Genomic DNA, 26,963 nt, shown 5'->3' with positions numbered 1-26,963 from the left:
GCCGCCCTTCCCCCGTGTCCGGCCGGGACCGCGGGGCTCGCCGTCCTTCACAGCTCCACGCGCACGCCGTACGCGGTGACCCAGGTGTCGAACTCGATCAGCCGCTCGATGACCGCGCGGGCGCTCCACGGGCCGCCCATGGCGTAGGAGCCGGCCGGCGCGTCGAGCAGCGTGCGGATCTCCGTCTCCGAGGCCAGCTTGAGCACCGGGCCGTCCCCGGCCAGGATGGCCTCCAGCTTCTCGCGCAGCGCCGCCTCGTACCCCTCGTCCTGGGTGGAGGGATAGGGGTTCTTCTTGCGGTCCAGGACCGAGTCGGGAAGCACGCCCCGCATGGCGGCGCGCAGCAGGCTCTTCTCCCGGCCGTCGAAGTTCTTCATCGCCCAGGGCGTGTTGTAGACGTACTCCACCAGCCGGTGGTCGGTGAAGGGCACGCGCACCTCCAGGCTCGCGGCCATGCTGATGCGGTCCTTGCGGTCCAGCAGGAAGTTCTCCCACCGGGTGAGGTTGAGGTAGGTCAGCTCGCGCATGCGCGCCTCCAGCCCGCTCTCCCCGGGCAGGCGCGGCACCTCCTCCAGGGCCTCGGTGTAGCGGTGCTTGACGTACTCGGCCAGGCCCAGCCGGTCCCACAGGCCGATCGACTGCAGCGCGCCGATGCCGCCGGCCTTCTTGAACGGGGAGTGCCAGGGGAAGGTGTCGGACTCGACGGCGTCCCGGTCGTGGAACCAGGTGTAGCCGCCGAACAGCTCGTCGGCCGCCTCGCCCGACAGCGCCACCGTCATCCGCTCCTTCAGCGCCCGGCACAGCACCAGCAGCGAGTACTCCATGTCTCCGGTGGAGACCGGCAGGTCCTGGGCCCGCAGCACCGTGCGCCGTACCTCCGGGTCGAGGATCTCGGCGTTGTCCAGCTCGACGATGATGTGCTCGGCGCCCACGTGCTCGGCGACCTCGACGGCGAAGGGGGTGTCGGGGTCCTCCCACTGCACGTTGGCCTTGAAGCGCGACTCGTGGCCCTTGAAGTCCACGGAGAAGGCCTTCAGCGGCTGGTCCGCGCCCCTGCGGGCCATCGCCCGCGCGGCCAGCGCGGTGATCGCGCTGGAGTCGAGGCCGCCGGAGAGCAGGGTGCCGACGGTGACGTCGGCGACCATCTGCCGCTCCACGATCTCCTCCAGGAGCCGCCGGACCGTGGCGACCGTCGTGTCGAGGTCGTCGTGGTGCTCTCGCGCCTCCAGCCGCCAGTAGCGCGTCTCGGTGCTCCCCGAGCGGGAGAAGCGCAGGACGGTGGCCGGGCGGACCTCGTACATGCCGCGGAAGACCGCGTGGCCCGGCGTCTTGACGATGGTGAAGATCTCCCGCAGCCCGTCCGCGTCGATCACGGCCTCAGCGTGGGGGTGGGCGAGGATCGTCTTGGGCTCGGAGCCGAACAGCAGGCCGCCGGGGGTCGGATAGTAGTACAGCGGCTTGACGCCCATCCGGTCGCGGACCAGCAGCAGCTCCTCGGTGCGCGGGTCCCAGATCGCCAGGGCGAAGATGCCGTCGAGGCGCTCGGCGAAGTCCGCGCCCCACTCCAGATAGGCGCGCAGCACGACCTCGGTGTCGCTCGTCGTGCGGAACCCGTGGCCCAGGCCGATCAGTTCCTCGCGCAGCTCCCGGTAGTTGTAGACCTCGCCGTTGTAGGTCATCACCGGCAGGGCCTCGCTCCCGGCCGCCATCGGCTGCCGCCCGCCCTCAAGGTCGATGATCGCAAGTCTGCGGTGTCCCAGGGCCGCGCGGGGCGAGGTCCACACCCCACCGGCGTCCGGGCCCCGGTACTCCAGGGTGGCGGTCATGGCGGAGATCACCTCACCCGCGCCGCTCAGGTCCTCGTCGTAGTTCACACATCCAGCGATGCCGCACATGTCCAGCAGTTCCTTCCGATAGGTGTCCGGTGGGCCGGGCGGGCGCCCGGGTCAAGGCGGTGCGGGGCTCAGGCCGCGGCCCGGGCGAAGTCCCGGGCGCCGTGCAGCCACGAGACCTTGTCGTGCAGGTCGTCGTCGGACAGGGCCGACAACATCCGGTTCCTGGCCAGGGCCTCGTCCCCGGCCGGGTGGTAGAGCAGCTCGCCCATCGCGCGGGCGACCAGCTGCGTCCTGCCGGTGCGTTCGCGCCGGGCCGCGTTGTACTTCTCGAAGCGCTGCGGGAACTCCCCGGCGCCGCAGTCCAGCAAGTCGCCGAGCGTCACCGCGTCCTCCAGCGCCATGCAGGCGCCCTGCGCCGCGTACTGCAGCATGGGGTGGGCGGCGTCGCCGAGCAGGACCACCCGCCCGTCGGTCCAGTCGCCGACCGGGTCGCGGTCGCACAGCACCCACTCCCGCCAGTCCTCGCCCAGCTCCAGCAGGCGCCGGGCGGTCTCGCCCAGCCCGGGGAACTCGCCGAGCACGTGCTCGCGCGCCGCGGGCCTGCCGGTCACCACCCGGGTGGCGCCGTCGTCGCGGGTGGCCGCCAGGTTGAGGTACCGGCCGCCGCCGATCGGATAGTGCACGAAGTGCCAGCCGGGGCCTGCCCACAGGGTCACGGTGTTCCAGCGCAGCTCCTCGGGCACCTGTTCCATCGGGATGACCGAGCGGTAGATGGTGTGCCCCGACACCCGGGGCTCCCCGTCGCCGACGAGCCGGGCGCGCACCGCCGAGCGGATGCCGTCGGCCCCGATCAGCGCGTCGCCGCGAACTCGCCCGCCGTCGTCGAGGATCGCGGTCACTCCGGCGGCGTCCTGGCGGTAGTCGGCGACGTGGCTGCGCTCGCGCAGCTCGATCAGCGGGGAGGTACGGCAGGCGGCCAGCAGCGGGCCGTACAGGTCCACGCGCTGGACCACCGCGTACGGGTTGCCGAAGCGGGCCCGGTAGCGGCCGGTGAGCGGCATGCTCGCCACCCGCTCGCCGGTGGTGCCGTCCATGAAGCGCAGCTCGTCGATGTAGACCGCCAGGCTGCGCACCTCGTGGCCCACGCCGAGCCGGTCCAGGGCGGTGAAGCCGTTCGGGCCGATCTGGATGCCCGCGCCGAGTTCGGTGAACCCCTCGCGGCGCTCCAGGACCACCGCCCGGTGCCCCCGCCCCGCGGCGGCGACGGCGGCGGCGAGGCCTCCGATGCCGCCGCCGGCGATGAGTATGGTCGCCATCTCTTCCTTCCTGTCCGTCATCGGGTTCTTCCGGGACCGGGTTCTCCGGGCCGGGGCCGGGCTCATCGGGGGACCGGCAGCCGGTCGAGCACCGAGAGCAGGGCGTCGCGCAGGATGCCGACCCCGTCCGAGGTGAGCACCGACTCCGGGTGGAACTGCATGGAGGCGAATCCGGGCCCGCGCAGTGCGTGCACCTCGCCCGTCTCCGGGTCGCGGCTGACGGAGACCGGCCCCGGCAGCCCGGCGGTCTCGAACTCCTCCGACTCCGCGTGCGAGGCGAAGGTGTTGTAGAAGCCCACCCTGGTCCGGCGGCCGAACAGGTCGATCACCCGCTGCACGCCCTGGTTGGGCACCTTCCTGCGGCGCAGCGGCAGGCCGAGCGCGCCGCTGAGCACCTGGTGGCTCAGGCACACGGCGAGGAACGGGACGCCGGATCCCAGCAGCCGGTCCACGGCACCGCGCAGGTGAGCGATCTTGGGGTGGGTCAGCTCCGCCGGGTCGCCGGGGCCGGGGCCGAGCACCACCACGTCGTGCCGCTCCAGCTCGTACGGCTCGTCGAACCTGCGCACGCTCACCTGCAGGCCCAGCGAGCGCAGCTGGTGGGCGATCATCGAGGTGAACGTGTCCTCGGCGTCCACCACCAGCGCCCGGCGGCCGATCAGGTCGGGCGTCCAGAAGGTCCGCTCGGCCGGTTCCCGCCGCCAGAACCCGGAGATGTCGTCGTTGCGCCCCTCCAGCGCTCCGCGCACGTCGGGGTGCTCGGCGAGCTGCTCGGGCGGCTCGGCGCACAGCGCTTCGAGTAGCCCGGCCGCCTTGGCCGCGGTCTCGGCCACCTCCGATTCGGGGTCGGAGTGCCTGACCAGGGTGGCGCCCACCCCGATGTTCACCCGGCCGCCGGCGTCGATGTCGGCGGTGCGGATCAGGATCGAGGAGTCGAGCGTGCGCCCGCCCGCCGCGTCCCTGCCGATCAGCGCGGCGACGCCGCTGTAGTAGCCCCGGCCCTGCTTCTCGTAGCGGCCGATCACCCGGCACGCGTTCTCCAGCGGGCTGCCGGTGACGGTGGGCGCGAGGAGCGTCTCGTGCAGGATCTCCCGCACGTCCCTGTCGGTCCGGCCCTCGATGTAGTACTCGGTGTGCGCGAGCCTGGTCATCTCCCGCAGGAACGGGCCGGTCAGGCGGCCTCCCGACTCGCAGATCCTGGCCATCATCTTGAGCTCTTCGTCGACGACCATGTACAGCTCGTCGGCTTCCTTCTTGTCGGCGAGGAAGTCCATGAGCGCGCCGACGGTCGGGCCCGACGGGGGATAGCGGTAGGTGCCGCTGATCGGGTTCATCACCGCGACGCCGTCCGAGACGCTGATGTGCCGTTCCGGTGAGGCGCCGACGAGCGTCCTGTCGCCGGTGTGGACGACGAACGTCCAGTACGTGCCCGACTCCCGGGTGACGAGCCGGCGGAAGAGCGTCAACGCGCTGCGCGGGGTGTAGTCGGTGATGTCGGCCACGAACGAGCGTTTGATGACGAAGTTGGCGCCCTCGCCCCGGCCGATCTCGTCCTCGATGACGGCGCGCACGATGCGCGCGTAGTCGTCGTCGGGGGTGTCCACGTGCCGGTCGCGGGCCTGGATGCGCTGGTCGGGGATGCGGGCCAGGGCGGCGGGGAGCGGCACGACGGCGTGCCCGGTGACGGTCATCGCGACGAGCGGGGCGCCGTCGTCGCGTGCCTCGAAGCCCCGCTCGCCGACCTGCCGGAACGGGATGAGCGTCAGCAGTTCGGGCCCCTCGCCGCGCGGCTCGTCGGAGAGGGGGAGCGCGGCCAGCGTGGCGGCCGTGGAGACCTCGCCCACCAGGACGTCGAGAACGCCCTCCCGGCCGGCGCCGGGCCGGTGCAGCAGCGCGAAGGCTGGGGGCCGCGGGGAGAGGATCCGGTCGAGGAGGCGGTCGGCGGTCGTGTCCGCGCTTTTGAAGGGAGGCTCGGCGGTCATGTCCGGGCCTCCTGGGGAAGGTCGGCCAGGAGCTGCTTGGCCGTGGTGACCACGCCGCACCGGCGTGCCACGTACCGCAGGGCCAGGTGGTGCTCCTCGGCGGTGAAGTCGGCGATCGCATCGGCCACCAGGAACGGCTGGACGTCCTGGGTGAAGGCGTCGTTGGCCGTCATGAGGATGCCGACGTGCGCGTACACTCCGGCGATGATGAGCTGGTCGCGCCCTCTGTCGCGCAGCCACCGCAGCAGCGGACTGCGGTGGAAGGCGCTGTAGCGCCACTTGGTGAGCACCAGGTCGCCCGGTCCGGGCGCCACCTCGTCCACGACCCTGCGCTGGTCCTCGTCGGTGGTCATGCCGGGGCCCCAGAAGTCCTTGAGCAGTCCCCGCTGTTCCTCGGTCATCCCGCCCGGCTGCGCGGTGTAGGCGACCGGGACGCCCAGGGCCGCGCAGCGCTCGCGCAGGGCCCGCGCGTTCCTGAGGAGGTCCGTCACCGGGGCCTCGCCGCGCGGAAAGGCACGCAGGAAGAAATGCTGCATATCGTGGAGCAGGAGTACGGCCCGGTCCGGGTCTATCGACCATTGCGCCGTGTTCTCGGGAAGTTCTCCGACATCCGGCATGGGATATGGCGTTATGTAGGGAATGCCGGCCATTGTGTTTCCTCTTTCATTCGTGCTGGAAATTGCTAGGCGCCCAGAGTGGCGCCGCCGTCCACCGTGAGGTGCTGAAGGGTGATGTGATTGGCCCGGCTCGAAAGCAGGAAGGCGACGGCCTCCGCGATGTCGTCCGGTTCGGCGACCTTCCCGAGCGGGATGCCGGTGCGGTACACGCCGGGGCTGCCCTCGATCGAGGCCCGCAGCGCGCGTTCGTGGTCGCTCCACAGAGAGGAGAGCATCGGGGTGTCGGTCGAGCCCGGGGTCACCACGTTGCAGCGGATCCCGTAGCCCGCCACCTCCAGTCCCAGCGTCTTGGTGAAGACCATCGCCGCGGCCTTGGAGGCGGCGTAGGCGGACATGTCCACGCGGGCGGTCAGCGCCGCGTTGGAGGCGACGGTGACGACCGCCCCCGAGCGCCGCGGCACCATCCTGGCCACGACCGCTCTGGACAGGTGGAAGACGCCGTTGACGTTGACCGAGAACGTCGTCGTCCAGTCCTCGTCCGACAGCGCCACGGCCCGGCCCAGCCGCAGCACGCCGGCGGCGTTGACCAGCTTGCCGATCGGCCCGAGCCGCCGCTCCGTCTCCGCCACCACCGCCTCCACCTGGGCGCCGGAGCCGACGTCCACGGGGAACGCGGTCACATCCAGCCCGTCGGCGGTCAGCTTCTCCGCAACCTCGCGCAGACGCTCCTCGTCGCGGTCCAGGGCGGCGACCGGGGTGCCCTCCTCTCCCAGCCTCCGTGCGATCGCCGCCCCGATGCCGCCCGCCGCACCGGTGACCAGGGCCACCATCAGGGCCTCCCCGCGGCGAATTCCGCACGACCATTTGAATTCATTGACTCCGCTGCCTTTCTCCGTTTGCCCCGGCGTATTTACCGGGGTCCGGGACCTTCAATTCCGGAGGTTTTCCTTTACACGCCCAGAGTGGAGCGCCGGGCTGACCGGAACAAGGCGGGACGGTGACAGCAAGTTGCCTCCGGGCCGCTGTTTCCTGCCAGTGGCGGGCAACGGAGCACGGCAAGAGATGCCGCGTGCGGCGGGCCGAGCCGACGATGTCGTGGTGAGGAAGTCCGGTGTAAAGAGAACGGTGACCTCGTGGCTGCAGGACCAGGCGTGGTTTCTGCAGAAACTGGTCCCGGATTCACCCGCGTACACGATGTTTCGTGCCTACCGAACGACCGGCGAACTCGATGTGGCCGCGCTGCGCGCCGCGTGGCAGGGCGTCGTGCTCCGCCATGAGATCCTGCGGACCACGCTCGTGGAGAGCGGCGGGCTGCCCGTGCAGGAGATCGCCGTGGGCTGCCACCCGCAGGCCTTCACCGAGATCGACGCCACCGGCTCATCGGCCGAGGAGCTCTGCGCCGGTCTCGCGCGCACCCCGCTCGACCCGCGGGAGGGGCCGCTCGCCCGGCTCCTCGTGATACGGCTGGGCCCCGGCGACCACCTCCTCGTGCTGCGGCTGCACGAGGCCGTCGCGGACGAGTGGTCCATCCCGATCCTGCTGGACGAGCTCTCCGACCGCTACGCCGCCCGGGGGGCGCCGCCGCCCGCCGGAGTCCAGTACGCCGACTACGCCCGCTGGCAGCGCGACCAGGCGCACACCGACGAGCTGCACCGCCTGCTCGAGTGGTGGACCGGGACGCTGACCCCGCCGCCCGCCTCGGCCGCACCGCCCGCCGACCGGCCGCGCCCTGCGGGACCGTCCTTCCACGGCCGGACCGTCCCGTTCGAGTGGACGCCCGCCCTGGGAGGCGCGCTGGCGGAGCTGGCGCACGAGGAGGGCGTCACCCCCGCGACGGTCACGCTGGCCGCCTTCCTGTGCCTGCTGCGCCGGCACACCGGGGAGGACCGGGTGGCGGTCGGCACCGCCGTGAACGTGCGCCCCGGCGCCGTGACCGGCGCGCTCGTCGGCCCGTACCGCAACCACCTGGTGCTCAGCGCAGACCTCTCGGGCGGGATCGCCTTCCGCCAGGCCGTGCGCCGGGTCGCGGGGACGCTGAAGGAGGTCCACCACCGCCGCGGCCTGCCCTTCGACCGGCTGGTGCAGGCGCTGGGGCTGGAGCGGGACCCGCGCAGGATCCCGCTGTGCGACGTGATGTTCGACTACCGGGATCATGCCGAACCCGTGCCCGTGCTGGGCGCGGCCGAGGTCCGCCCCGTACGGCTGCGCACCTGCGCGGCCAGGACAGATCTCGTGCTGTCCGTGGAGCAGGCGGGCGACGCGCCGGCCGGCCGGCTGACCTACCGCGAGGGACTGTACGAGGAGAGGACGGCCGAGCTCCTGCTCGACCAACTGCACACGTTCCTGGCCATCGCGCTGCGCGCGCCCGACCTGCCCGCCGACCAGATCCCGCTGGAGGACTACACGCGGACGCGCGCCAGGGTGCGCGAGGCCGACCGGACGGCGGCGCTGGACCCGTTCCTGCCCTCGGCGCCCGAGCTCGTGCACGCCCGGGCCGGGCGTGCACCGGACGCGGTCGCGCTCGACTGGCAGGGCGCCCGCCTGACCTACGGCGAGCTGGACGCCCGCGCCGCCGTCGTCGGCGCCGCGCTGCGCGCGTTCGGCGAGGTCGAGGGCGCCTCCGCGGTCGTCCGGATGGCGCCGGGAGCCGCCCAGGTCACGACCGTGCTCGGGGTGCTCGGCGCCGGGGCGCGCCTGACCTGCCTCGGCGTCGGCGACGTCGGTGAGCGGGGCAGGGCCGTGCTGGCCGAGCTGCGGCCCGTCGCCCTGCTGGTGGAGGGCCCCGGGGACGATCTCAGCCGGTGGTACCAGGAGGAGCTGGGCGGCACGGTGGTCGACGTGGGCGCACTGGAGGCGCCCGCCGCCCTGGAGGCGCCCGCCGACCGCACCGCTCCCGTCAGCCCGACGACCACCGCGCCCGCTTACGTCGCCTACACCTCGGGCTCGACCGGCAAGCCCAAGGGGATCATCCAGTCGCACGGCAGCCTGGCGCAGTTCGCCGCCTGGATGGCCGCCGAGTTCCGGATGCGGCCGGGCGCCAGGGTGGCCCAGTGGGCCGCGCCCGGCTACGACGCCGCGCTGTGCGAGACGTTCGCCGCGCTGGTCGGCGGCGCGACGTTGTGCCCCGTGCCCGAACGCATCAGGGCCAACCCGGACAAGCTGGCCCAGTGGCTCGCGGACGAGCGGATCACCCTGCTGCAGACCGTCCCGAGCTTCGCGGCCAAGCTCCTCGACGTGATCAAAGCCGAGGGCGCCGCGGGGCGGCTCGCGCTCGACTGCCTGCTGCTGGCGGGGGAGCCGCTGCCCGGGGAACTGGCCAACGACCTGCGCGCGAGCCTGCCCGCCGTACGGCTGGCCAACCTGTACGGCGCCACGGAGACGATCCTGGCCACCTGGTACGACGTCACCGCCCCGGTGCACGGCATGACGCCGATCGGCGGCTCCATCCCCGGCCGGCAGGTCGTGGTCCTGGACGCCTGGGACCGGCCCTGCCCGCCCGGCGTCACCGGCCACATCGTGGTCAGGAGCCCGTACGTCACGCTGGGATACGCCGGCGGCGAGGACGGCCGGGCCTTCGAGCCGGTGTACCACCTGCAGGCGTGCGGATCCGGCTACGGCCGCTTCTACCGCACGGGCGACCTCGGCCGCATGCGGTGGGACGGCCTGCTGGAGTTCCGCGGCCGAGGCGACTCCCAGATCAAGTTCCACGGCACCCGCATCGAACTGGCCGAGATCGAGGCCGCGCTGAGCCGGCATGAGGCGGTGGCCGAGTGTGCGCTCGTCCCGGTCAGCGGTCCCGACGGCTGGGTCACCAGGCTGGTGGCCTACGTCGTGCCGCGCCGCACACCGGCGGGCGAGGCGCAGGTGCGGGCCGCGGACCTGCGGGCCGCCGTACGAACCAGGTTCGGCAAGAGCACGCTGCCGCTGTCGGTCAGGACGGTCGCCACGCTGCCGCGCAACGTCGGCGGCAAGATCGACCGGCGCGCTCTGCCGGCGGCGGCCGGCGGCGGGCAGCGCGACGCCGCGCGCACGCCGGTCGAACTGGAGGTCGCCGCCATCTGGTCGGACGTCCTGGGAGCCGAGCCGGACGGCGACGGCGACCCCTTCTTCTCCGTCGGCGGGAACTCGCTGATGGTGCCCCGTCTGCTCGAACGCGTTCGTGAACGGTTCGGCGTCGAGGTACCGCTCTGGGAGTTCTTCGCCAACCCCACCCTGGGCGGCCTGACCGCCCAGGTGCGCGCGCACGCGCTTTCCACTGATGCAGTCAACCAATCTACGGCGGGTGAGTGATGTGACACTGGTTGAGACCTCAACGTCAGTCGACTTCGATGGTGAGAGCCTGGACGTCCCGACAGTACGGCTGATCGCCGAGAACGAGGTCACCTGTGGCGTCGCTCCCGCAGCCCTGGCCAAGGTCGCGGCCAACCGGCGGGTGTTCGAGGACATCATCGCGAGCGGCGTCCCGGTCTACGGCGTGACCACCGGTTACGGTGAAATGATCTACATGCTCGTGGACACCTCCAACGAGGTGCAGCTCCAGACCAACCTGGTGCGCAGCCACAGCGCCGGCGTCGGCCCGATCTTCGCCGAGGACGAGGCCAGGGCCGTCCTCACCGCCCGGCTGAACGCCCTGTCCAAGGGGTACTCGGCGGTCCGCCCCGAACTGCTCGAACGCCTGGCGCTCTACCTCAACCTGGGCATCACGCCCGCCATCCCCGAGATCGGCTCGCTGGGCGCCAGCGGCGACCTGGCGCCGCTGGCGCACGTGGCCTCGACGCTGATCGGCGAGGGGTACGTGCTGCGCGACGGCCGGCGCGTGGAGACCGGGCGGGTGCTGCGCGAGTTCGGCATCGAGCCGCTGCAGCTGCGCTTCAAGGAAGGGCTGGCGCTGATCAACGGCACCTCGGCGATGACCGGGCTCGGCTGCCTGCTCGTCACCCGGGCGCTGGACCAGGTCCGGCAGGCCGAGATCGTGACCGCGCTGATCTGCGAGGTCCTGCAGGGCTCCACCAGCCCCTTCGTGGCCGACGGGCACGACATCGCCCGCCCGCACCGGGGGCAGATCGACGTCGCCGCCAACATGCGGGCCCTGCTGAACGGCAGCGGCCTGGCCGTGGACCACAGCGAGCTGCGCCAGGCGCTCAGCGTCGACCCGCTGCGCCTGTCGGTGCTGCGTGACAGGGAGCCGCAGCGCCCCCGGCGCAAGGACGACAACGGGACCGCGCAGCACGGTGTCCACCGGACCGAGGTCTACCTGCAGAAGGCGTACACGCTGCGGGCCATCCCGCAGGTCGTCGGCGCCGTCAGGGACACCGTCTACCACGCCGCCTCCACGCTGCGCATCGAGCTCAACTCCTCCAACGACAACCCGCTCGTCTTCGAGGGCAAGGAGGTCTTCCACGGGGCGAACTTCCACGGCCAGCCGGTCGCCTTCGTCATGGACTACCTGACGATCGCGCTCACCCAGCTCGGCGTCTTCTCCGAGCGGCGGACCAACCGGCTGCTGAACCGGCACCTCAGCAACGGCCTGCCCGAGTTCCTCGTCGCCGACGACCCCGGGCTGAACAGCGGCTTCGCCGGAGCCCAGTACCCCGCCACCGCGCTGGTGGCGGAGAACAGGACGATCGGCCCCGCCAGCACGCAGAGCGTGCCGTCCAACGGCGACAACCAGGACGTCGTCAGCATGGGACTGATCGCCGCCCGCAACGCGCGCCGGGTCCTGCAGAACAACAGCAGGATCCTGGCGGTGGAGTTCCTCGCCGCGGCCCAGGCCGTGGACCTGTCGGGACGCAGGGACCGGCTCAGCCCGGCCGGCCTGGCCACCTACGAGCGGATCCGCTCGCTCGTGCCGACCCTGGACAAGGACCGCTTCATGTCGGACGACATCGAGCTGGTGGCCGCCGCGATCTCCCGCGGGGAGTTCCTGGCCGCCGTCGAACAGGCCGACGTCACCCTCCGCTGAACCACGCCGAACCGCGCGCAGGCGCCCCCGGGTCCCGGACCCGGGGGCGCCTGCGCGTGCGGCCGGGGGATCGCGGAGGATTGCGGGAGATTCCGGGGATTCGCGCGGCCCTGCCTCATGCGCCGCCCACACGGCGGATCGCACACGAGAGGGGCGCCGGGAGACGAATCTCCCGGCGCCCCTCTCGCGCGGGCGGGTCAGGTCAGAAGTCGCGCAGCCCGCCGGTCTGCCGCAGTTCCTCGAAGGAGGAGAGGTCCGGCACCGTCCAGCCGTCGAGGTCGTACTCGCCCAGGCACTCCTCGACGAACGCCTTGTAGCCGTCCATCTGGCCGTTGGCCGTCTGCGCCGCCAGCAGCTCCACGCGCGTGTTCTCGTGGTTGCCGGCGTAGTTGCGCTCGTACAGCTCGTGCCGCCCGCCGAACTCGGTGCCCACCGCGTCCCACAGCAGCTTCATCACCTTGATCCGCTCGACCGAGTCGATGCCGCCCGAGCCGCGCAGGTACTTGTCCAGGTACGGCCGGACCTCGGGGTTCTTGAAGTCATCGGCGCTGGAGTTGATGTAGATCAGGCCGCTGGCGATGTCCTGCTCGATGATCTCCTTGACCCGGGGATAGCCGATCTGCATGAACCAGCGGTAGGCCAGGCCGTACTGCGGGTTCGGCAGCACCGCGCCGTTCGTCCACGGCACCGGGTTGCGCGCGGCCGCGTCCGACAGCCCCCAGAACAGGTTGCGCCAGGCGAGCACCTCGCCGATACGGCTCTGCACGCCGCGGAAGTCCTTGGTGCCGGTGATCTCCACCGCCTTGGCCAGCAGGCCCGCGATGAACTCCAGCTTCACGGCCAGGCGGGTGCACCCGTGGAAGGTGAACCGCTCGGGGAAGCCGGAGCGGCCGGTGAAGAGCTGGACCTTGCCCAGGTGGCCGTAGATGAAGACGTTCTCCCAGGGGATGAGCACCTTGTCCAGGACGAGGATCGTGTCGTTCTCGTCCAGCCGGGAGGACAGCGGATAGTCGAACGGGCTGCCCATCACGGTCGCCGCGGCGGTGTAGGACGGGCGGCAGATCAGCTTCAGCCCCGGGGCGTGCATCGGCACGGTGGCCACCAGGGCGAACTTCCTGTCCTTGATCGGCAGGCCGTAGTGGGCGATGAAGTTGTAGTGGGTCAGCGCCGAACCCGTCGCCACCACCTTCGCCCCGCTCACCACCAGGCCGGCGTCGGTCTCCTTCTCCACGTGCACGAAGACGTCGGCGACCTCGTCCGGCGGCCGGTTGCGGTCCACCGGCGGATGCACGATCGCGTGGTTCCAGAACAGGACCTTCTCCTGCGACTCCCGGTACCAGCGCCGCGCGTTGTCGGCGAACGGCTCGTAGAACTCGGCGTTGGCGCCCAGCGTGCCGAGGAAGGCGGCCTTGTAGTCGGGGCTGCGGCCCATCCAGCCGTAGCTCATCCGCGCCCACGCGGCGATCGCGCGCTGGTTGGCCACCAGGTCGGCGGCGCTGCGGGGCGTGGTGAAGAAGCTGTGGGTGAAGCCCCCGCTCCCGGTGTCGGTGGGCGTCACGAGCGCGTCGCGCCGGTCGGGGTCGTGCAGCGCGTCGTAGAGCCTGGCGGTCATCCTGATCGGGTTGTGGAAGGCCGGGTGGGCGGTCACGTCCCTGACCCGGTCGCCGTAGAGGTAGATCGCCCGATCGTCTTGCAGGCTCTCGATGTACTCGGCGCCGGTCATGGGCCGGGTGACCGGCCCCGCCGCCTGTCCTGCGGGCTCGACGGGTGGTGCGTCATGAAGGTCTGTCATCGCGCTACTTCGCTTCCTTCCTCCGCTCGGGCCGCTACCCGAGCCCGAACCGGGCCTTGGCCAAGTCGCGCTTGGCGATGGTGGCGAGGAACGTCGAGACGCCCGCGTGGGTGACGAACATCGACATGTCCCGCCAGACGCGCTCGATGCGCTCGCCGCTGCGGACGGCGCTCGACCCCGCCGTGGGGAACAGGTAGGACTCGACCGCGCGCCAGCTCAGGGCGACCGCCTCGCTGCAGATCCCGGCCAGGCCGAGCTCGTGCTCGCGGGTGACTGCGGCGGCGCCGGCGTCGGCCGCCTCGTGCCACTGGCGGGCCACGTCCAGGGTCGCGGCCTCGGCCGTGGCGATCAGGCCGGCGGCCTTGCCGTACCTGAGCTGGAAGTCCGGATCCTCGGAGCGCGGCACGATGGGCGGGAACGGGGTCGTCCGCGTGCGCATCAGCTCCTCGTAGGCGTCGAGCGCGCCCCTGGCCATGCCGACCGCGAGCAGCGCGTCCTCCAGCACCATGAAGGTGAGCTGCCCGCCGCCGTACTGGGGGCCGTGCAGCGCGCGTCCCGGGGTGCCCCCGGTGACGTCGATCTGGCTCATGTGCTGCTTGACGGTGTAGTGATCGGGGACGCGGCCGTTCACGATGCGGATGCTGTGCGACCCGCTGCCCTTGAGCCCCAGCGCCCCGCCCCAGTCGTCCAGGCGGCTCCACTGGCTGCGCGGGGCGATGAACATCATGGGCTCGGGCGGGCCACCCCCGTCGGGGGTGACCATCGCGTGCCCGATGAAGTGCGAGGCGTACGGCGAGCCCGAGCAGTAACCCCAGGTGCCGTTGATCAGCCAGTCTCCGTCGGAGGTGCGCTCGGCCGTCCCGCCGGGCATCACGGTCGCCGGGCAGATGAACTCGCCGGAGGCGAAGATCTCCTCCTGCGCGGCCTCGCCGAGGATCGTGGCGGCCGCCAGCGCGTGCGCCGCGCCCAGGCAGTACATCCACCCCGTCGACGGGCAGCCCCTGGTGAGGTTGATCACCACGCGGACGAAGGTGTCGATCCCGAACTCGTAGCCGCCGTACCGGCGGGGCACCAGGATCCGGTAGAAACCGGCCCTGGAGAACTGTTCGTGGACGTCCTGGCCGTAGTACGTGCGCTGCTCGGTCTCGGCCTGGCGCTCGACCAGTGCGGGAATCATCGCCTCGGCCCTGGCGACCACGTCCTCGGGGGTGAGGTCAGGCTCGGGCGGGCCGGCGAGACGGTGCTCGAAAACAGTGGTGTCGACACCCATCGCTATGCGAGTCCTCACGGTTTCGTGGACCAATCGGGCATGTCCCAGCGTCACACCCGCGAATTTCCGGTGCATCTCCAGGCGTGCTGTTTCTCCGCCGGCCGGAGTGGAAAACCGATTTCAGTTATTCCGTCCGCCGGAATTCCGGCCCGCTTTTATGCCGCCGTGCGAAGTCACGGGTGCGGGGAAACGGCAGGAAGAATCCCCGGGAAAACCCCCGGAGAAATCCCCGGGAAAAGTCGCAGGAAAGGGAGTGCGCCGGCCTTCGTGCAGGAAGCGCGCCGGGACGTCTCACACGATGCGCACGTCGGGCACGTAGAGGATCCAGCGTCCGCCCCGTTCGCGGAACGCCTGCTCCTTCGCCATGATCTCCTCGGCGTGGTTCCACGCGAACAGCACCGCGTAGTCGGGGTGGTCGGCGGAGAACGCCCCGGGCTCCAGCACCGGGATGTGCGAGCCCGCCACCAGCCGTCCCTGCTTGGACGGGGTCGAGTCGACCACGAACGGGATCAGCTCGGTCCCGATGCCGCAGTAGTTCGTCACCGTCGTGACCTTGGCGGGCGCGCCGTAGCCGACCACCCGCCTGCCCTGCGCGCGCAGGTCGCCCAGCAGCCCGGTGAGGTCCTCCCGGATCTTCCGGACCGCGGCGGCGAACTTCTCGATCGTGCCGTGCTCGGCCAGCCGCTGCTCGCGTTCCCGGGCCAGGAACTCCGCCACCGCGGGGGCCGGGGCGCGCCGGGACGGCCGCGCGATCGTGTAGCGCATCGTGCCGCCGTGCAGCGGCACCGGCTCGGCGTCGACGAGCTCGAACCCGGCGAGTTCCGCCATGGCCTTGACCGACTGCACCGAGAAGACGTGGACGTGCTCGTCGTAGATCATGTCGAAGGCGTTCTGCGCGATGACCGACCCGAGGTAGGGCTCTTCGAAGACGAACACCCCGTCGGGCTTCAGGAGTGTGCCGACGCCCTGGAGCAGCCGCCGGAGATGGACGATGTGGGCGATGCAGTTGGCCCCGAACACCATGTCCGCGGGGCCGTGCTCCGCGCGGATGGCGGCCGCGGTGTTCTCGTCGAAGAACTCGCCGAGCACCCGGACCCCCCGCCCCCGCGCGACGTCGGCGACCTCCCGGCACGGCTCGACGCCCAGGTGCCGGACGCCGGCCTGCGCGATCGTGGCGAGCATGACGCCGTCATTGCTGCCGATCTCGACGATGAACGCGTCCGGTCCGGTCAGCTCGGTCTCCAGGAAACGGCGGGCGTTCCCCTCGAAATGCGCGCGGTGCACCGCGGAACCCGACGCGTGATACGGATATTCGTCGCGGTATTTCGCCTCCGAGGGAACATCATCGAGCAGCTGGAACATCGTGCAGGAGTCACAGATCCCCGCTCTGAGCGGGAAAGACCTCTCGCGCTCGATCTCATGAGGCAACGGGAATCCGTTGCCCGACGGCTGCCGCCCCAGATTGAGGGTTTCCTTCACCGTGCCGCCGCAAATCCTACAGCTACCATTCGACATGAACCGAGGCTAGCCACGGGCCCCATCGGGGAACATCTCGAACATTGCGCATTTCGGCGGCGCCGCTGCGCAATCGGGAAGATGTCCGGAGAATGCGGCGGATGTGAGACTCGCGGGGTGACCGAATCCACTGCGGAGGCGCTGATGACCACGGACACGTCGGCCACGGCCGCCCGGGACGCCGAGGACGCCCGCAAGGCCAACGTCTACAGCGCCGAGGTGAGTGAGTTCTACGATCTCATCTACCAGGGACGGGGCAAGAACTACGCGCACGAGGCCGCCTTCGTCACCGAGCTGGTGCGCGCCCGCCGCCCCGGGGCGGCCTCGCTGCTGGACGTGGCCTGCGGGACGGGGAAGCACCTGCGGACGTTCCGGCTCACCTTCGACGAGGTCGAGGGCGTCGAGCTGTCCCCGACGATGTGCGCGGCGGCCAGGCGCAAGCTGCCCGGCGTGGCGGTCCACGAGGGGGACATCCGGTGGTTCGACACCGGCCGGACCTATGACGCGGTGTGCAGCCTCTTCGGCACGGTCGGCTACATGGCCGGTACGGCGGAGCTGGAGGCGGCGGTGGGCCGCATGGCCGCTCATCTGCCGACCGGCGGGGTGCTGATCGTCGAGCCGTGGTACTTCCCCGACAGGTTCACCGACGGCCACATCGCCGGCGACTTCGTACGTGGCGTGGACCGTACGGTGACGCGGGTGATGCGGGTGGCGCGGACCACGGGCTCCACCGTCCGGCAGGAGGCGCACTGGTCCGTGGCGGACACGACGGGCGTGCACCACTTCGACCAGGTCCAGATCTTCACCCTGTTCGAGCCCGCCGACTACATCGCCGCGTTCCGGCGCGCGGGCTGCGACGTGGAGTACCTCGAGAGCGAGGACATCGGGGACGGCCGTGGACTCTTCGTCGGCGTCCGGCGCTGAACGGACCGGACGGAGCGCGCCGCCGATGATCCCGCTGCTCAAGGCCGCGATCGGGCCGGGGACCCTGGACCGGATCGCCGACGTGCTGCGCACCGGCATGATCGCTCACGGGCCGGCCGTCGAGGAGTTCGAGGCGGCGCTGGGCGCGCGCCTCGGGAACCCGTACGTGGCCACGGTCAACAACGGCACCTCGGGTCTGCACCTCGCGCTCCGGCTGGCGGGCGCGTCCGGCCCCGGAAACGGAGAGGCCGGACCGGGCGTCGCCCGGGACGAGGTGCTGAGCACGCCGCTGACCTTCGAGGCCACCAACTGGGCCGTGCTGGCCAACGGGCTGCGCCTGCGCTGGGTCGACGTGGACCCGGCCACGCTCAACCTCGACCTCGACGACCTCGCGAAGAAGATCTCACCGGCCACCCGCGCCATCGTCGTCGTCCACTGGGCCGGGTATCCGGTGGACCTGGACCGGCTGCGGGAGATCCTCGACGCGGCCGAGGCCGCGCACGGCTACCGGCCGGTGGTCGTCGAGGACTGCGCGCACGCCTGGGGGAGCACCCTGCGCGGCCGCCCGGTGGGCGGTGACGGCGAGAACATCTGCGTGTTCAGCTTCCACGCGACCAAGCACCTCGGCACCGGCTGCGGCGGCATGCTCACCCTGCCCGACGAGCGGTCGTACGAGCGCGCCCGCAGGCTCCGCTTCTTCGGCATCGACCGGCGGGCCGACCGGGTCAACGGCGACTACGACGTGCCCGAGTGGGGCTACAACTTCTATCTGGACCAGATCAGCGCCTCCATCGGGCTGGCGAACCTGGAGACGGTCGACGAGCGGGTGGAACGGCACCGCCGGAACGCCGCGTTCTACGACGCGGAGCTGGCCGGCGTACCGGGACTGGAGCTGACCGCGCGGGAGCCGGACCGGGAGTCGTCCTGCTGGCTGTACCCGGTCAAGGCCGAGGACCGGCCCTCGTTCATGCGGAAGATGAACGACGCGGGGATCACGGTGAGCATGCTGGTCCGGCGCAACGACACGCACGGCGCCGTGCGGGACGTCACGGACTCGGCGCTGCCCGGCCTGGACGCCGTGCACGACCGAATGGTCCACATCCCCGTCGGCTGGTGGCTTTCCGAGGCCGATCGCGCGCACATAGCGGACACGATCAAATCCGGCTGGTAATCCCCCCTCTTCTCTCTTCGTGCTCTTCGCGCGGGCACTCCGCGAGCGGTGCCGCCGGACCGTGGTCATGAGTTGCGGCGGTCATGAGTTGCGGCAGTGGTGAGTTGCGGCGTCGTAGACTCCCGCGGCCCCGGCCGTCACCCCCTCACGGGAGCTCGGGCCGGGGCCTCGTGCGCGCGGATCGGACGGCGGGCCTTCAGACAGTGACCTCTCGGACGGAGACCTCCTGGACGGGGACCTCCTGGACGGGGACCTCCTGGACGGGGACCTCCTGGGCGGGGACCTCCTGGACGGGGGCCTTCGTGACCGTCACGGGCACCGCGTTGAAGACGGCGTTGCCCGACACCGGGTCGATGACCGACTCGTCGGTCAGGGCGTTGGCGTTGACGCCCGCGTGCCGCTGGGCCACCGGCTGGTTCCCGCCGGCGTGGCCCCACCCGTGCGGGAGGCTGACCACCCCGGGCATGATCGACTCGGTGGGCTCGACGGGCACGACGACCTCCCCGGCCGCCGAGCGCACGAGCGCGTGCTCGCCCAGCCCGAGCCCGGCCACGTCGTCGGGGTGGACGTGCAGCGTGCACCGGTTGCTGCCGCCGACCAGGCCGGGCACGTTGTGCAGCCAGCTGTTGTTGGAGCGCAGCTGCCGCCGCCCGATCAGCAGGAACTGCGAGCCGGGCGCGGCGGGCCGCGCGCGCAGCCGGCGCACCTCCTCGACCATCACCTCGGGCGCCAGTTCCACCCGCCCCGAGGGCGTGCGCACCAGCTCGCCGAGCCGCGGCTCCAGCGGGCCCAGGTCGATGCCGTGCGGCCGGGCCAGCAGCTCCTTCAGCGACAGCCTGTACGCGCCGAGCCGCAGCAGGGCGTCGAGCATCAGCTCGGGCCCGCTGTCGCCGGACAGCTCGGCCCGCAGGTCCGCGGCCTCGCCGAGCACCTGCCCGACGATCATCTCGTCGAGCGCGGCGGGGTCCGCCTGCGCGCCCTGACCCGCGGCGATGAGCGTGAGTCTGGCCAGGATCTCCGCCTCGGAGCGCTGGTCGGGATCGAGCGGGAGGACGGCGGGCGAGAACCTGGCGTAGTTCCGCACCGTCACCGTGGACAGCAGGAAGTCGTAGTGCGGCATCTGCAGCATCCGCGGCGGCGGCAGGATGACGTCGGCGTGCCTGGTGGTCTCGTTGAGGTAGGGGTCCACGCACACCATGAAGTCGACGCCGGCCAGCGCCCTGTCCAGGCGCGGCCCGTTCGGCGCGGACAGCACCAGGTTGCCCGCCACCGTCACCATGGCCCTGATCCGGCCCTCTCCCGGCGTCTCCAGCTCGTCGGCCAGCGTGGCGACCGGGAGCTCGCCCATCACCTCCGGCAGGCCGCGCACCCGGCTGCGCCAGTTCCCCGTGGTGAACGGCTCGCGCGGCCTGAAGATCTCCGCGATGGCGGGCCGGGTGAACATGACGCCGCCGGGCCGGTCGAAGTTGCCGGTCAGCACGTTGACCACGTCGACGAGCCACTGCGTGAGCGTGCCGAACTCCGATGTGCAGGTGCCGATCCTGGTGTAGACGGCCGCCGTTGGCGCGGCCGCCAGTTCGCGGGCCAGCGCGACGATGCGGTCGGCGGGCACGCGGCAGATCTCCGAGGCCGCCTCCGGCGTGTGCGGCGCGACCGCCTCGCGCAGCTCCTCCAGCCCGTCGACCTCGATGTCGATCGAGGTCAGCCCCTCGGCCAGCAACGTGTGCACGACGGCCAGCAGCAGGTGCGCGTCGGTGCCCGGGCGGACGAACAGGTGCTCGTCGGCCAGCGCGGCGGTCCTGGTGCGCCGGGGGTCGGCCACGACCAGTTTGCCGCCGCGGTTGCGCAGCGCCTTGAGCCTGCCGGGGAAGTCCGGAGCCGCGCACAGCGAGCCGTGCGACTCGGCCGGGTTGGCGCCGATGACCAGCAGGAAGTCGGTGCGGTCGAGGTCGGGCACCGCGATGGCGAAGGGGTCGCCGAGCATGAGGCCGCACGCCACCTGCTTGGGGGCCTGGTCGATGGTGCTGGCGGAGTAGACGTTGCGGGTGCCGAGCGACTGGGTCAGCGGCATCCGGTACATGAAGCCCGCCATCGTGTGGAACGTCGGGTTGCCGAAGTAGACGGCGACCGCGTCCCTCCCGTGCTCGGAGATCACCCGCCCCAGGCCGCGCTCGACCGCCTCGAAGGCCGCCTCCCACGACGCCTCGCGCAGCTCCCCGTCCTGCCGGAGGAGGGGGCGGCGCAGGCGGGCGGGGTCCTCGTCGAGCGCGCCGAGGCTGGCGCCCTTGGGACAGATGTACCCCCGCGAGAACGGGTCGTCGGCGTCCCCCTTGACCGACAGGACGTGGCCCCTCTCGTCCAGCCGCAGGCGCAGGCCGCAGACGGCGTCGCAGATGGGACAGGTTCTATGTGCGATGGTCATGGGCACTCCCGATGCCGAGGATCACAGGACGTCGAAGTCGATACGCACCCGGGCGGTCAGCGGCACCGCCTGGCACGTCAGGATGTCGCCGGCCGCACGGTCCTGTTCGCTGAGCGCCCACGTACGCGCCATGCGCACACGACCCTCGACGACGCGGGCGCGGCAGGTGCCGCAGACACCGGTCTGGCAGGAGTACGGCACGTCGGGGCGGGCGGCGATGACCGCGTCGAGCACGGTGCGTCCCGGCTCCAGGGGGACGCTCGTGACCCGGCCGTCCATGACGACGCTCACCTCCGAGGCCTCCGCTCCGGAGGCCGCGCCGCCGGCGGGGTCCGTACGGCTCTCGCGGGCGGGCCCGCCCGGGTGGAACAGCTCGGTGTGGATCGCCGCGGGGTCCACACCGTGGCCGGCCAGGGCGGCGCGCGTCTCGTCCACCATGCCTGCGGGCCCGCACACGAACCACTCGTCGACCTCGGCGGGCGGCAGCAGGCGGGAGAACAGCCCCTCCAGCGTGGCCCGGTCCAGGCGGCCCCGGGGCAGCCCGACCCGCGGCTGCTCGCGGGAGAACAGGTGCACCAGGTGCAGCCGGCGCGGATGGCGGTCCTTCAGGTCGCCCAGTTCGTCGGTGAACATCGCCGAGTCTGCCGCGCGGTTGCCGTACAGGACCGTGAAGCGGCTGCCCGGCTCGGTCTCCAGCGCCGTGGCGACGAGCGACAGCACGGGGGTGATCCCCGAGCCGGCGGCCACGGCGGCATAGTGCCGGCGGCGCGCGGGGTCGAACCGCACCCCGAACGTGCCGACGGGCGAGAGCAGCTCCAACCGGTCGCCCGGTGCCAGTTCCCCGGCCGCGTAGGTGGAGAAGACCCCGCCGGGCACGACCCGCACGCCCAGGCGCAGCCTGCCCCGGCTCACCAGCTCCCGCGGCGTGGAGCAGAGCGAGTACGAACGGCGGATCTGCCGTCCGTCCACCGGCAGCCGCACCGTGACGTGCTGGCCGGGTGTGAAGGCGAAGGCGCCGGTCAGCTCGTCCGGGACCAGGCAGGTCACCTCGACCGCGCTGCCGTCCGCGGCGACCGGCGTGACCGACTCCACGCGGACGCGGTGGAAGCGCGGTCTGGCCATCAGTGCGCCTTCAGATGCTCGAAGGGCTCGCCGCAGCCCGAGCAGAGCCGCAGCGCCATGCAGGCGGCGGCGCCGAAGCTCGACAGCTCCTCGGTGTCCGGGAACGCGCACCGCGGGCATCCCGGCTGCAGCAGCGGCAGCGACGCCCGCCCCGGCGGTGCGATGCCGGCCTCGGTGAGCTTGGCGCGCGCGGCCTGGCTCAGCCAGTCGGTCGTCCACGGCGGGGACATGGAGACCACGACCTCCACCCGCGCCGCGCCCGCGGTCCGCGCCGCCGCGGCCACGTCCGCCTTGATCAGTTCGAGCGCGGGACAGCCCAGATAGGTCGGGGTGAGGGTGACGACGGCGTTGCCGTCCTCGTCCACGCTCACCTCGCGCAGCATGCCCAGCTCTCCGATGGAGAGCACCTGCAGCTCGGGGTCGGGCACCGCCGCCACCGCCGCCTCGACTCGTTCCTTCACCATCGTGCCCCCACATGCGCTCGGTGGACGGACTGCATGTCGGCCAGCAGCAGGCCGAACCATTCGGTGTGCCGGCCGCTCCGGCCGCCCGTGGCCGCCCAGCCGTCCTGCGGTCTGGTCAGCGTCGCCTCGCCGAGCGCGCGCCCGACGACCTCCAGCCACGGCCCGCGCAGCGCGGCCGGGTCGAGGCCCGCCTCGGGCGGCGCCCACGGTTCGAACAGCTCGTGCGTGTACGGCCACACCTCCTCGACCGCGTCGCGCATCCGCCGGTGCGACAGCGGCGTGCCGTCACCCAGGCGGACCGTCCAGAGGGAGGCGTAACTCACGTGGAATGCGCTCTCCTTGGCCGCCTTGGCGGCGATGCCGGCCAGCCGGGGCTCGGCCGCGCGGGCCAGCCGGGTGTAGAGCAGGTTCTGGTAGGCGGCCAGGAACAGCGTCTTGGCCACGGTCACGGCGAAGTCCCCGTTGGGCAGCTCGACGAGCTGGACGTTGCGGAACTCGTGCTCGTCGCGCAGGAACGCCAGCGCGTCCTCGTCCCTGCCCTCGCCTTCGAGCTCGCCCGCGTAGGTCAGGAACGCCCGCGCCTGGCCGAGCTGGTCCAGCGCGAGGTTGGCCAGCGCCACCTCCTCTTCGAGCTGCGGCGCCTTCGCGCACCACTCGGCGGTGCGCTGCGCGGCCACGAGCGCGTCGTCGCCGAGCCCGAGCAGGTACTCCGGCAGGCCGGTCACAGGCCCTCAACCCCTTCGGGCGGCGGGAAGGACGAGGCGTGGCGGTACTGCTTGTCGGCGGCCGGCGCGAAGTAGGCCTCCTTCTGCTCCGGATCCGAGGAGGTCACCGAGCGCGAGGGCACCACCCACAGCGACACGCCCTCCTCCCTGCGCGTGTAGAGGTCGCGGGCGCTGTGCAGCGCGACGGCGGCGTCGGGGGCCTGCAGGCTGCCCGCGTGGGCGTGGCCGAGGCCGCGGCGCGGCCGTACGAAAACCTCCCAGAGCGGCCACCCCTCCCCGGGCCCACCGGTCTCCCGTGCGGCGGCGCGAGCGTCATCCGGGGCCGCGGCCCGCCCGGCCTCCCATTCGGCCGCCTGCCGTCCGGCTTGTCCGGCGGCCTGTTTGGCGGCCTGTTTGGCGGCGTGGACGGCGGCGGCCTCGCGGACCCAGGCGCCCTCCTCGTGCGCACGCCTGCGGTGCGCCAGCCGCTGCCTGTTGCGCGGCCCGTGGCCGGCCACGACTCGCATCAGCTCGTCGTAGTCGGGCGGGGTGAAGTCGTGGTGCCCCCGCTCGGGGTTCCAGCGCAGCGCCGGGTCCGGGAGCCGTACCCCCAGCGCCTCGGCCTGCGGCACGCACAGGTCCACGAACCGCTGCCGCAGCTCGTCGTTGCCCGCCCGCTTGATCCGCCACGCCATGGAGGAGGCCGAATGCGTCGAGCGCGAGTCCGGCGGCCCGAACATCGCCAGCGCAGGCTGCCACCAGCGGTCCACCGCTTCCTGCAGCGAGCGCCGCTGCGCGGGCGTACCGCGCGACAGCGTGTGCAGCAGGTCGAAGCCCTGCCGGTGGTGGAAGGACTCCTCGCGGCAGATGCGCACCAGCGCCCTGCCGTACGGGCCGTAGGAGGTGCGGCAGAGCGAGACCTGGTTGACCACCGCCGCGCCGTCGGTCAGCCATGCCAGCGCGCCGACGTCGGCCCAGGTGAGCGTGGGGTAGTTGATGAACGACAGGTACTTCTGCCGCCCCTCGTGGAGCGCGTCGAGCAGGTCCTCCCGGCGCGCGCCCAGCGTCTCGGCGACCGCGTACAGGTACAGCCCGTGCCCGGCCTCGTCCTGCACCTTGGCGATGAGGACGGCCTTGCGCGCCAGGCTGGGCGCCCGGCTGATCCAGGCCGCCTCGGGCTGCATGCCCATGATCTCCGAGTGCGCGTGCTGCGCTATCTGCCTGATCAGGCTCTCGCGGTAGCCGTCAGGCATCCAGTCCTTGTTCTCGATCTTCTGATCCGCCGCGATCAGGGCATCGAACGCGCTGATGCTCACGACCCACCTCCTCCGCAGATCGTTCTCAGCCTCGGCCGCGTCCCCCGTGCCGCGCATCTTCGCAATTGCGGCAATCTGCGAGATGTACGGCGGAGCGGGCCCTCCGACGATGGGCGGCATGACGATACGCGCCAAGGACCTGCCGAGGACGTTCAACATCGCCACCCACTTCCTCGACGGCACCGACCCCGCCAGGACCGCGCTGCTCACCTCCGCGGGCCCGGTGCGCTACGGCAGGATCCAGGCGCTGGCCAACCAGGTGGGCCATGTGCTGCGCGGGCTGGGCGTACGGCGCGGAGACAGGGTGCTGCTGGCGCTCGGCGACGGGGTGGAGTCCGTCGCCGCCTGGTACGGCGTGCAGAAGATCGGCGCGGTCACCGCCGAGGTCTACACCTACCTGCAGCCGCAGGAGTACCGGTTCTTCGCCGAGTACGCCCGTCCCGCCGTGGTCGTCGCCGACGGGTTCACCCTGGACAGGCTCCGCGCGGCCGGCGTCCGCGACCTCCTGGTGGTCGGCGTGCCGAAGGAGGGACTGCGTGAGGGGGAGCACCACTTCGAGTCGCTGACCGCCGCCGCGCCCACAGAGCTGGAGGCCGCGCCGACCACACCCGACGACGTCGCCATGTGGCGCTTCACCACGGGCAGCACGGGCAAGCCCAAGGCCTGCGTGCTGGCGGCCCGCAGCGCCGCGCTCAGCATGGAGTGGTTCGCCGGGGGAGTGCTCGACCTCGGGCCCGACGACATCGTGCTGCCGGTGCCCAAGCTGTTCTTCGGCTACGCCAACAACATCACGGCGCTGTTCCCGTTCCGCGTCGGCGCGGCGGGGGTCGTCTTCCCCGAGCGCAGCACGCCGGAGCGGATCTTCGAGCTGATCGCCGAGCACCGGCCCACGATCCTGGTCAACGTGCCGACCATGATGAGCGCCATGCTCGCCCACCCCGAGGCCGCCCGCCAGGACCTCAGCAGCCTGCGGGTGTGCATCTCGGCCGGCGAGGCCCTGCCGCTCGAACTGCACCGCAGGTGGCTGGAGACCTTCGGCGTGGAGGTGATGGACGGCATCGGCTCGTCGGAGATGTTCCACGGGTACGTGTGCAACCGGCTGGGCGAGGTGCGGATGGGCACGCTCGGCCGGGCCGTGCCGGGCTACGACGTGCGGGTGGTCGACGAGCACGGCGTGCCGCTGCCGGACGGCGAGGTGGGCCGCCTCGAGATCACCGGCGAGACGGCCGCGCTGGAGTACTGGCAGGACCCCGAGAAGACGGCGGCCACCTTCGTCGCCCCGGACACCGTGCGCTCGGCCGACCTTTTCTCACGCGACGAGGACGGCTACTTCACCTTCCGCGGCAGGGCGGACGACCTGCTCAAGGTGGCCGGGAAGTGGATCGCGCCCAGCGAGATCGAGAACTGCCTGCTGACCCATCCCGCCGTGGTGGAGTGCGCGGTGACGGGATTCGAGCACGACGGGCTCACCCTGCTGCGGGCGTACGTGGTGGCGCGCGGCGGGACGACCGCGCAGGAGCTGCGCGACCATGTGCGCTCGCTCCTGTCGCCGCACAAGTGCCCCAAGGAGGTGCGCCTGGTGGACGCCCTGCCGCAGACCGCGTCCGGCAAGATCAACCGCCGCGCCCTCACCGCGGCGCACTAGGGACACCGCCGCGCACCGGAGAGGCCGGTCACGCCGGAGCGGCCGGCCGCCACGTGCGGGCGGCCGACCGGCTCTCGTCACCACCGGACGCGACCCTGCCGTCACCGCCGGGCGACCGGCGGCAGGTCGGACAGCTCGACGCCGAAGCGGGTGCGGTAGGTCTCGCGCAGCTCGTCCTCGTCCTCGATCACCGTGGTGCTCCTGCCGCCGTTCTCCCTGACGGTCAGCGTCGTCCCGCTGAGCGTGACCCGCCCGCCGTCCGGCGTCGGGATCGTGCAGTACAGGTGCCGCAGGTGCGGGGACTCGGGGGAGTGCTGGTACCACCACCACATGGCCTCGAAGTCGGCCACCAGCCGCGGCCTGTCCTCCAGCCGGTACTGCAGCCGGCCCTCGCGCAGCAGGTCCACGTCGCCGTGCGGCGCGCGGGCCAGCTCGAAGGCGCCGTGCGGGTCCCGCTGCGGCAGGCCGGGCGCCCAGCGCAGCGGATGCCGCGCGCCCCGGCCGTATCCGACGTCCACCAGCCACGGGTCGGGCGAGTCCGCGGTGTGCACGCGCAGCGCCATGTGACCGATGATCGGCCCCAGCGCATTGTCGTCCGCCACCCGACCCGCCAGCACCTCCGCCTGGAATCCCAGCACCCGCAGCAGTTCGAAGAACGCGCCGTTCAGCTCGTAGCACGTGCCGCCGCGCCGCCTGTCGACGATCTTCTCGAGGGCGGCCGCGCCGATTCCCATCGGCTCGCCCAGATGGAAGTCCACATTCTCGAACGGCACCGTCATGACGTGGCGTTCGTGCAGGTCGCGCAGTGCGGCGGAGGTCGGCCCCTCGGGCCGCCGGGCGCCTATGCGCCGCAGATAGGCGGCCACCGTCCGCTCGTCGAGTAAAGGCCCGTGCGTCAGCGTCATA

General features: G+C 72.0%; 18 protein-coding genes and 2 pseudogenes. 5 read left to right on the top strand and 15 right to left on the bottom strand.

Annotation, left to right across the window (positions count from 1 at the left end; genetic code table 11):
- Window positions 1-47: 47 nt before the first annotated feature.
- The 5 genes from asnB to Pta02_RS20410 form a co-directional block, all read right to left on the bottom strand.
- Entirely contained in the window at window positions 48-1,895 is a 1,848-nt protein-coding gene (gene asnB / locus Pta02_RS20430; protein WP_203876476.1) for an asparagine synthase (glutamine-hydrolyzing), read from the bottom strand.
- A gap of 68 nt (window positions 1,896-1,963) precedes the next feature.
- On the bottom strand, window positions 1,964-3,151 hold the full coding sequence (locus Pta02_RS20425) for a 3-hydroxybenzoate 6-monooxygenase (RefSeq protein WP_239131030.1): 1,188 nt from the start codon (window positions 3,149-3,151) through the stop codon (window positions 1,964-1,966).
- A 62-nt stretch (window positions 3,152-3,213) separates the two neighbouring features.
- Window positions 3,214-5,133, bottom strand: a complete 1,920-nt coding sequence (locus Pta02_RS20420; RefSeq protein ID WP_203876475.1) for an anthranilate synthase family protein — start codon at window positions 5,131-5,133, stop codon at window positions 3,214-3,216.
- Entirely contained in the window at window positions 5,130-5,783 is a 654-nt protein-coding gene (locus Pta02_RS20415; protein WP_203876474.1) for an isochorismatase family protein, read from the bottom strand. Before Pta02_RS20415 ends, Pta02_RS20420 begins: the two co-directional genes overlap by 4 nt.
- 32 nt (window positions 5,784-5,815) lie before the next feature.
- Window positions 5,816-6,580 carry a 2,3-dihydro-2,3-dihydroxybenzoate dehydrogenase gene (locus Pta02_RS20410; RefSeq protein ID WP_203876473.1) on the bottom strand — a complete coding sequence of 255 codons (765 nt, stop codon included), beginning with the start codon at window positions 6,578-6,580 and terminating at the stop codon, window positions 5,816-5,818.
- 295 nt (window positions 6,581-6,875) lie between these two features.
- On the opposite strand from Pta02_RS20410, the gene Pta02_RS20405 reads away from it, so the two are divergent.
- Both Pta02_RS20405 and cmdF read left to right on the top strand, forming a co-directional pair.
- A complete protein-coding gene (locus Pta02_RS20405; protein ID WP_203876472.1) occupies window positions 6,876-10,040 on the top strand; it encodes a non-ribosomal peptide synthetase in 3,165 nt (1,054 codons plus the stop codon).
- 1 nt (window position 10,041) lies between these two features.
- The gene (cmdF, locus tag Pta02_RS20400; protein ID WP_203876471.1) at window positions 10,042-11,712 is read left to right on the top strand and encodes a tyrosine 2,3-aminomutase; all 1,671 of its coding nucleotides are present in this window, start codon (window positions 10,042-10,044) and stop codon (window positions 11,710-11,712) included.
- Window positions 11,713-11,914: 202 nt separating this feature from the next.
- On the opposite strand, the gene Pta02_RS20395 is transcribed toward cmdF, so the two are convergent.
- From Pta02_RS20395 to Pta02_RS20385, 3 genes are all read right to left on the bottom strand, one after another.
- Window positions 11,915-13,504, bottom strand: a complete 1,590-nt coding sequence (locus Pta02_RS20395; protein WP_203876470.1) for a 4-hydroxyphenylacetate 3-hydroxylase family protein — start codon at window positions 13,502-13,504, stop codon at window positions 11,915-11,917.
- Window positions 13,505-13,538: 34 nt separating this feature from the next.
- On the bottom strand, window positions 13,539-14,774 hold the full coding sequence (locus Pta02_RS20390) for an acyl-CoA dehydrogenase family protein (protein WP_203876469.1): 1,236 nt from the start codon (window positions 14,772-14,774) through the stop codon (window positions 13,539-13,541).
- Window positions 14,775-15,065: 291 nt separating this feature from the next.
- On the bottom strand, window positions 15,066-16,289 hold the full coding sequence (locus Pta02_RS20385) for a class I SAM-dependent methyltransferase (RefSeq protein ID WP_203876468.1): 1,224 nt from the start codon (window positions 16,287-16,289) through the stop codon (window positions 15,066-15,068).
- A gap of 117 nt (window positions 16,290-16,406) precedes the next feature.
- On the opposite strand from Pta02_RS20385, the gene Pta02_RS20380 reads away from it, so the two are divergent.
- Window positions 16,407-17,213, top strand: a complete 807-nt coding sequence (locus Pta02_RS20380) for a class I SAM-dependent methyltransferase (RefSeq protein WP_239131028.1) — start codon at window positions 16,407-16,409, stop codon at window positions 17,211-17,213.
- A 25-nt stretch (window positions 17,214-17,238) separates the two neighbouring features.
- Window positions 17,239-18,384, top strand: a complete 1,146-nt coding sequence (locus Pta02_RS20375; protein WP_203876467.1) for a DegT/DnrJ/EryC1/StrS family aminotransferase — start codon at window positions 17,239-17,241, stop codon at window positions 18,382-18,384.
- Window positions 18,385-18,580: 196 nt separating this feature from the next.
- On the opposite strand, the gene Pta02_RS20370 is transcribed toward Pta02_RS20375, so the two are convergent.
- From Pta02_RS20370 to paaA, 6 genes and pseudogenes are all read right to left on the bottom strand, one after another.
- Window positions 18,581-20,806: a molybdopterin-dependent oxidoreductase gene (locus Pta02_RS20370; RefSeq protein ID WP_203876466.1), complete on the bottom strand. Its 2,226-nt coding sequence runs from the start codon at window positions 20,804-20,806 to the stop codon at window positions 18,581-18,583.
- 21 nt (window positions 20,807-20,827) lie between these two features.
- A complete protein-coding gene (locus tag Pta02_RS20365) occupies window positions 20,828-21,928 on the bottom strand; it encodes a 2Fe-2S iron-sulfur cluster-binding protein (RefSeq protein ID WP_203876465.1) in 1,101 nt (366 codons plus the stop codon).
- A complete protein-coding gene (paaD, locus tag Pta02_RS20360; protein ID WP_203876464.1) occupies window positions 21,928-22,392 on the bottom strand; it encodes a 1,2-phenylacetyl-CoA epoxidase subunit PaaD in 465 nt (154 codons plus the stop codon). Before paaD ends, Pta02_RS20365 begins: the two co-directional genes overlap by 1 nt.
- Entirely contained in the window at window positions 22,386-23,117 is a 732-nt protein-coding gene (gene paaC / locus Pta02_RS20355) for a 1,2-phenylacetyl-CoA epoxidase subunit PaaC (protein WP_239131026.1), read from the bottom strand. The genes paaD and paaC overlap by 7 nt, the downstream gene beginning before the upstream one ends.
- Window positions 23,114-23,386 (bottom strand): annotated as a pseudogene (paaB, locus tag Pta02_RS20350) (1,2-phenylacetyl-CoA epoxidase subunit PaaB); the annotation flags it as partial. The gene paaC and the pseudogene paaB, both read right to left, overlap by 4 nt.
- A 102-nt stretch (window positions 23,387-23,488) precedes the next feature.
- A pseudogene (paaA, locus tag Pta02_RS20345) lies at window positions 23,489-24,469 on the bottom strand (1,2-phenylacetyl-CoA epoxidase subunit PaaA); the annotation flags it as partial.
- 61 nt (window positions 24,470-24,530) lie between these two features.
- Here paaA and Pta02_RS20340 point away from each other — a divergent pair.
- On the top strand, window positions 24,531-26,057 hold the full coding sequence (locus Pta02_RS20340) for a benzoate-CoA ligase family protein (RefSeq protein ID WP_239131012.1): 1,527 nt from the start codon (window positions 24,531-24,533) through the stop codon (window positions 26,055-26,057).
- A 101-nt stretch (window positions 26,058-26,158) separates the two neighbouring features.
- Here Pta02_RS20340 and Pta02_RS20335 read toward each other — a convergent pair whose 3' ends face one another.
- The gene (locus Pta02_RS20335) at window positions 26,159-26,962 is read right to left on the bottom strand and encodes an arylamine N-acetyltransferase family protein (protein ID WP_239131010.1); all 804 of its coding nucleotides are present in this window, start codon (window positions 26,960-26,962) and stop codon (window positions 26,159-26,161) included.
- Window position 26,963 lies beyond the last annotated feature (1 nt).

Source organism: Paraplanobispora takensis, assembly GCF_016863195.1.
Lineage (GTDB): Bacteria > Actinomycetota > Actinomycetes > Streptosporangiales > Streptosporangiaceae > Planobispora > Planobispora takensis.
The sequence above is the reverse complement of the archived record's forward strand: the minus strand, read 5'-3'. Positions and strand labels throughout refer to the sequence as shown.

Excerpts from the sequence above, each read along its gene's own strand:
- Pta02_RS20390 (WP_203876469.1), bottom strand. The coding sequence starts at position 14,774 with ATGGGTGTCGACACCACTGTTTTCGAGCACCGTCTCGCCGGCCCGCCC.
- Pta02_RS20415 (WP_203876474.1), bottom strand. The coding sequence starts at position 5,783 with ATGGCCGGCATTCCCTACATAACGCCATATCCCATGCCGGATGTCGGA.
- Pta02_RS20375 (WP_203876467.1), top strand. The coding sequence starts at position 17,239 with ATGATCCCGCTGCTCAAGGCCGCGATCGGGCCGGGGACCCTGGACCGG.
- Pta02_RS20420 (WP_203876475.1), bottom strand. The coding sequence starts at position 5,133 with ATGACCGCCGAGCCTCCCTTCAAAAGCGCGGACACGACCGCCGACCGC.
- Pta02_RS20365 (WP_203876465.1), bottom strand. The coding sequence starts at position 21,928 with ATGGCCAGACCGCGCTTCCACCGCGTCCGCGTGGAGTCGGTCACGCCG.
- paaD (WP_203876464.1), bottom strand. The coding sequence starts at position 22,392 with ATGGTGAAGGAACGAGTCGAGGCGGCGGTGGCGGCGGTGCCCGACCCC.
- Pta02_RS20340 (WP_239131012.1), top strand. The coding sequence starts at position 24,531 with ATGACGATACGCGCCAAGGACCTGCCGAGGACGTTCAACATCGCCACC.
- Pta02_RS20385 (WP_203876468.1), bottom strand. The coding sequence starts at position 16,289 with ATGTCGAATGGTAGCTGTAGGATTTGCGGCGGCACGGTGAAGGAAACC.
- Pta02_RS20335 (WP_239131010.1), bottom strand. The coding sequence starts at position 26,962 with ATGACGCTGACGCACGGGCCTTTACTCGACGAGCGGACGGTGGCCGCC.
- Pta02_RS20410 (WP_203876473.1), bottom strand. The coding sequence starts at position 6,580 with ATGGTGGCCCTGGTCACCGGTGCGGCGGGCGGCATCGGGGCGGCGATC.
- Pta02_RS20425 (WP_239131030.1), bottom strand. The coding sequence starts at position 3,151 with ATGGCGACCATACTCATCGCCGGCGGCGGCATCGGAGGCCTCGCCGCC.
- Pta02_RS20370 (WP_203876466.1), bottom strand. The coding sequence starts at position 20,806 with ATGACCATCGCACATAGAACCTGTCCCATCTGCGACGCCGTCTGCGGC.
- Pta02_RS20395 (WP_203876470.1), bottom strand. The coding sequence starts at position 13,504 with ATGACAGACCTTCATGACGCACCACCCGTCGAGCCCGCAGGACAGGCG.
- asnB (WP_203876476.1), bottom strand. The coding sequence starts at position 1,895 with ATGTGCGGCATCGCTGGATGTGTGAACTACGACGAGGACCTGAGCGGC.